Annotated in this window: 1 protein-coding gene; it reads right to left on the bottom strand. The window is 32.0% G+C overall.

Annotation, left to right across the window (positions count from 1 at the left end):
- Nucleotides 1-7314 (bottom strand): LamG domain-containing protein (locus AB1Z17_RS01545; protein ID WP_368050030.1); only part of this gene is annotated, 7314 nt, incomplete at both ends.

Consider the following 7314-nt stretch of genomic DNA (forward strand, 5'->3'; position numbering starts at 1 on the left):
GTAAAGGGTATCGTGGTGCGCCAACTGGTAATGATTTTGCTCAGATGTGGCACTGCCATCAACGGTGTACATAACCTGCAAAGATGTGTCGGGGCTTGACAATTCCAATGGAAATGTATTGTTATAGTACCCTGATGTATGTCTGAAAAGACTTCCAAAATAACAGGTTTAGCAATTGTTCCTAATACATTATTACTTTTAAAACTAAAAGTTTTAGTAGTTGCTTTTTCATCTCTTCCATCTCCAACATAAAAAAACAATGTTTCAGGTACATCTCCATAAATAGTAATAAAACTTAATTCTTTACCTCCAACAATTTGATTGTTAGATTTTCCTTTTAAATTACCAATTGTATCATACACAAATAACGAATCAAACCCTTCTGGCAATTGAACTACGGCATTCATATTTTCTGAATACTCTTTAAATTCATTTGCAATTTTAGCTTGACTTTCATTTACAATACTACTAGGTTTACTTCTTTCAAGTTTTGCTAAATAATTTGGATATGTAAATGTTTGATTTTTACTAGATTTAATCATATACCCTTTACTAGCTTCCATATAATTTAAAGTTCCATTCCAACCATTTATTGGATCGTAAATTGCAAATAAATTTTGCGATTTAACTACATCTCCATCTACAGCATCAAAATATGCCAAAGCTTCGTTTGTAGCTTGATTTCCAAGTAATGGATATGGCAACCAGTTCCAATTTTCTTTTATTGGGAAACTCCAATTTGCAATAGCTACAGGAATACCTTTTATATTTAAAGATTGTTTGTTGGCAAACTTAACTTTATACATTTTTGAAACTGACATACCTCCATTTCCACTTATTGTACCAGACCAAGTGCTATTTGAAGCTACAGATTGGTCCTTATAATAGGTTTCTAATTGAGATGGTGAATGGCTTAACATTCTATCATCTGTTTCTAAATTTAAACTTTTAGTTAGTGTATTTAGGTTAGAGAAGTTGGGATCGTTAACGTTTAATGAAACCCATGTCCACCCTTTGTTAAGGTCAATTTCCTGAATTATTACATCGGAATTTTCAAAAATTACTGGATTTCTTAAAGTACCTGACACTTCATTTTCTTTAAAAAGTGTACTTGAAAGCCCATCAATTTCGGCTTCTACAATTTTTCCTTGAGAAGCATCCCAAATACTAAATACGATAGATTCTCCATAAACATTATTGCTATAAACAGTTAAGTATGCATAATACTCTTTGAACGATTCATTATAAACTAAATATGCAGAACCTCTTACTTCTCCATTGCTAAAAGCAGCAATTTTATCATAAGAATCTTCAGAGAATTTCCCTTCAATTTTTACCCGTCCTACTATATTCATGCTAAAATCAAAGTTTGTTGGATTAATATTCCAATTTGGCTCTTCTGCCAAAACTCTAATTTTAATTTGCATTTTCTCGTCGTATCCAAAATCTGTTTGTAGATATAAATTCTCCAAATACTCTCCAGGAGTTAATTCCTTATCTATTGTGGCTGTAAGTATAATTTTACTATCAGGTTGTAATGTTCCTGAAGTACTACTTAATTTTAACCAACTTGGCACATTAGAGATATTATAAGGTTGCCCTTTACCTCCTTTGTTAATTAATGTAATTTCAAAAGATTTTTCATCACCAGTTCTTTTTACAATATCAACAATTTCATTATAGCCTTCTGCAAACCAACTAACTTCGTTACGCTTTACATAAGTTGTCCAAGTTATTGGTGATTGTTGTCTATTATTAGCACTATCAAACATTCTATGAACTGTAATATCAAGAATTTGACCTTCTAATGAAGCCCAATCTGTAACAACTGGTTCTAAAATCATTTCATCACCATTTATTACACGATTCACTTCAAATTTAATAAGTTCTCTTTCTGGTTTAATTGCAGGCACATCATCCGCATAATTTACATCGCCACTATTTAACAATGCCAAACTTGCAGCAATAGTTTCATTAACATCTGCATGAAAATATCTTGGCCCATTTCCATTTTCTGGCTCTGGCTCATTCATTTTTGCGTATAATTGCAATCCAATACTTTCAACAGCTACTTCGTTAAATCTATCCCTACTTATTTGTTCTACATTGCGCAATGTATTCCATAAACGGAATTCATCTATTTTACCTGTAAATGTTCGATCTACAGTTTCAATTCCTGCTAAATCAATACTTCCTCTGGCTCCTATCCAAATTTTATTTCCAGAGAGCCCCCCAATATCAGCCATTAGATTAGAAGAAACAGGTGCTGCATCTACATACGTTCTTAAAGAACCTATTCTATTGAATAATAATGTAATATGATGCCAGTTATTATCTGCAACTGATTGGCTAGTTAATGTGTAAGAATTCCCTTCACTTTCAAAGGTTAACAATCCAGAATTAGTCATGTTAATAGCCCATTTATTTGCACCTCCGTTTGGTTGTATAATATCTGAACCATCTCCTTTTCCGTTTGAAAAAAGTGTTGCTTCTTGAGCAGTCTCAGTTTTTATCCAAAATGAAATAGTTGCATCCATTTCGTTGGTTAACTGTACAAAACCTACATTATCTAATGCTAAATATTGACCATTTGAAAACTCGTAAGAAGTTCCCTTAGGTTTAATGTCCCAATCGGCATTAACTTGAGCATGTTTAAATCGTGCCAAGTCTTTTGCAATTTCACTTCTACCTTCATCCATTGGCCAGTAGCCAATTAAATTGGTTTCATTACCAATAAGTTTATCATACATTTTTGCATACGCATTTTCTAAACTAATGGTTTTATTCCATAAACGAAGTTCGTTCATATTACCAATAAAGGAATTACCGCCTATTACTAGTGGGTTATTGTTCGTGAAATCTACATTTGCACTACCGGTATTGCTTCCAATTTCAGCATCGTCTTGGTAAATACTAATTTCTCCTGTACTATTTTTATGAGTGAACGTATAATGATGGTACAATCCATCGTTTGCTATAACACCTTGCGTAGTAATACCGCCTAGTGAAAAGACAATTTCACCATTATTTAAACTAATATTTAAACCCCCTTCTTGTTTAATAATAGCTGCTGTTGTAGCAGTTGTCCTATTATTCATCCAAAATTCTAAAGTAAAATCTCCTTTTGTAATTTTCGGCTTGTTTATAACAGCAGTATTAGTAGCTCCTTCAAAATAAAGAGAAACATTATGGTTAATTGGTAACTGATTTGTTTGTCCTTTTATTTCAATAGTACTTATAGCTGAATTGAAAAAGATTGGTTCGTTAAAACTAACTTTTAAATCTTCACCTATACCTAAAATTCCATCAATAGGTAATGGTGTCCCAAATTTTTGTGGAGATGTTAAATCAACTCTACCAGTAACAACATCAGAAATGTATTCTGTATCGTTTGTACAGGTACTTCTTGCTCTTAATTCATATTTTCCATCTGATAGTTGTAAACCTACAATATCGAGTGTGTAAATAAGCTCTGGACTATCTATTAATGTAATGTCCGATTCATTTTCAGCAACAGCTTCATCATAAAAAGTTTGATTTGCATAATAGGTTTGTAATCGTGTCCAAGTTGGAGAAGTTGCTAAACGATATTCTAAATCTAATTTTTTAAAACTGTTAAAGCTTGTATCAAAACTTGCCAATTTAATTTGTAATGGATTTACAGATTCGTCAATATTATAAGCCGTTTTATTGTTATATACCCAATTTGTTAATGGGGCAGTTACATCTACTTCAGAACATGAAGGTACAAAATGAGCAGAAACTAAAACTTCATCAAAAACATTTCCATCACATCGAGATTTTAAAAGTATTCTAATATCCTCATAATCATACACATCAGATATTGATTTACCCAATGTCAATGCATATTCCACTTTTTGTCCGTAAGGCACATTTACAATAGTTCCGTTTTGTTCAATATTAATTATTGCATTGTTTGGATTACTTAAATTATCTACAATCAATTCAAAATAAATATCGGTTTCTGAAACGCTGTTATTTTCTAATATTAAAGTATATTCTGCATTATTTCTTTCTGGCACATTACTGACATCTGCAACATCTACACTTATCAATGGTACTTCTACCCTTTGAGTTGCGTAACTTAATTGCTCCCTTTTATCTTCAGGCAATTCATAGATTAGAGTTGCTTCCGGGTCGTAATCGGCATTATTGTAAAATAATGAAAGCTCTGCTCCTTCATAAGGGCATGATGTTCTACCTCCAATAGTACTAAAAATAGGGCCATTACCATCATACATATTCACTACATCAATACTTAATAAATTAGCTGGATCTGTATCTTTTAAAGTATAACTTATATTAACTGTAGAACTATTCTGATTAGTTGTGGTATTGGTATAATTTTGTTCCAATTTTCCACCAATTTTAGTAATCCAACCTACGCCATTTAATGTTAATCCTAATTCTGAAGCTACTGTTTCTTCTAATTTAAAATTAAGTTTATGAGAAGTTGATGTAACTGATCCTGTTTCAACACTACGTGTAAATTCACCAACACCTGCATCAAAAGAAATATTTTCAAGTATATTACTACTTATTTTATCTCTTAATTCAGTTGAAGAAACATCTAAGCTTCCTAGTAATTCATTTTTATAACCTTCTAAATCATTTTTTGCTCGATATTTACCTCGCTCATTATTTAATATAATAGTTCTCCATAAATGAATCTGATCTTCATATTGTTCTTTTGTAAGAGAAGGTGCAGATCCGTCACTTGTAGGATTGTCGTAATTATCAATAATTAATTGCAATTCAGGTATTAAAGTCTCTATAATATGTTTTTGAGAATAAATAAAGAATGTTTCTGAAGGTTCTTCTACAAAATACATCGCTTTTTGCTTACTAATAAAAATACTTTTACCCGCTGTATTAGTCAATTCAAATGATTCCGTATTTGTAACTGGGTCTTTCGATGACTGAACATCATCATACGATCCGTAAAAATAATTTTTTGAATTTCCAATATATAAATCTCCATCTGACCCCACATAACTTGGATCTGAACTTGTTGAAATTGTTTGTGAAAATGAATATGTTTTGGTTAAATCATCTCCAAATGCTGAAGTATGAGTTAGAGATACACCAAGTTCTATATCTGCAACTGGTTTTACTTCTGTTACAGGTCCTAGTAGACCACCACCAAACTTAACCATAACACCTAAAGAATTTTTTATTCCAGTTGATACTCCTTCTGAAGTGATAAACTCACTACTTGAGGTAACTGAAAAACTCTCTCCACTTTGAATGGAAGCAGAACTATTAGATCCTGGAGGATCACGTAAAATAATGTCCGGAACATCTGGTGCTGAAGTAACAAAAGTTTGACTTCCATCCGATTGACCTCCTAAAATTATTCCTTCTTTTAAATAATTTTCAGCTTCATAATCTACACCATTAATTCTATATTTAATATCTATTGTTCTGGTAAAAGGAGATGAAATAGTTGGCAACCCACCTTTAAATGAATAGTTAATAATACTATTATCATTTGGATCTCTATCAACAGTTTCTGAACCTTCTAATGCTAAATTATTAGTTGGTTTAAATTCTCCGTCTATTATTGGAACAACATCTTCTATATCTGTCCCCGAGTCTTTATTTATGTATCTTTCAAAGCTTTTTAATTTAATATTATACACTCCAAATTGTCTATAAACAGGGTATTGAAAACCAAGCGTACTTATTTTTTCACCTTCAATAGTAACTTCTGTTTCTGATGTTTGATCTACAACACTTAAAACGGGAGTTGTTCTATACGTAAAACTTTTTTCGTAATGGTAAGGCGTCCCATATTCATAAGTACCATCTGGGTATTGAAATTCTGGTAGTGATAAATCTCCTACTTTAGAAACATTAACTGTTTCGTTAGCTTCTAAAATACTTATTGCTGAATTATTTTTAATTCGTAATCCCGTTAATTGATCTATCTGATATTTTAAAGGCATTACTGCTATTCTATATTCACCAGTTTCACTATTGGTTTCAAAATTAAGTTCTGTTTCTTTTTCACTTTCAGTTGCTCCAGGTGGAACATACCCCAATTTAATTGCGGCAATACCAATATTGTTTTTAGAACTTATGGTCAATGTTTCTGGTTCACCATTAACATCAATTTGTTTTTGAAACAAGCCTTGATCTCCAAACCCAATTGATTTTGCGGCTTCAACGCTTCCTCCAACTACTTTACCAACAATTGTAACTCTTGTGCTATCCACAAAAATTACAGCTTCGTTAGAATCTTCAAAGAACTCTTTAAAAGTCCCAGATTCTGCGGGAAATCTACCCTCATGTTTAAATTTATGACCAGCCTTTTTAACTGAAATATAATGATTTCCAATTGGCACTTGAATATCAAAATAGCCATAAAGACCATCTTCCGATTTTGAAACAACTGGTACATTGTTTTCATCTAACACCACATTTCCATCTACATATATATTTACATCGTCTGAATAAATTGTGGCATATTTCTCGTATCTATCTGTAACTTCATTATACCAATATTCACCTTTCGATAATTTACCGTCACTATAAGTCTGGTAGAAATTGTAACCTTCGCTCGTTGCATCAACATCACTGGCAAGATAGTAATCAAGTTTATAAACTAAATCTGCTTCTGGATTTGTTTCAACAAAAGATTTAAATACACCTCTGGTATCATATAAAATTTTACCTTTAAAACTAAATGAAGAAATATCAGTAAAATCAACTTTATTTACAACTTCAGAACCTTCTCCTAAAAACACCAATTGTTGACCAGGTTCAAACTGATGAACTCCGTACAATGGCGTGATATTAAATGATTCTCCCGTACCTGAATACGGAATGGCTGTAATTTCATAATTTCCATTAATATCTGTAACACCTAAAATCCCTAATTGATCGGCTGTTGGGAAATTTCCAGTTCCTGTCACCCATTCAACTTTATTAGTAACTGGCGTATTAAATTCGTATAATTTTCCGTGATTTTTGTTATAATCAAACCCATTTCTTGATAAATCATAGGCGAAGGAACCTACTTTTTCATTGGCACTTAAATAAGTAACCATTCTGGAATCATTACCACTAATATATCTCGAATAATCTGTTCTGATGGTTGTAGAACTTAAAGTATCTTTCCAAATCCTAATTTCATCTATATAAGAACCATTTTGCCCCCCTACGTACATATCATCCCAATCTGTAGGATTACCCCCAATATTTAAAACATTAGTTAGAATAGGAATGGTTAATTCAAAAGGTAATGGTAAATAATTATCATCTTCTACAAGAAGTTCCTCATTTGCTGCA

The organism is Lutibacter sp. (assembly GCF_040883305.1).
Taxonomy (GTDB): domain Bacteria; phylum Bacteroidota; class Bacteroidia; order Flavobacteriales; family Flavobacteriaceae; genus Lutibacter.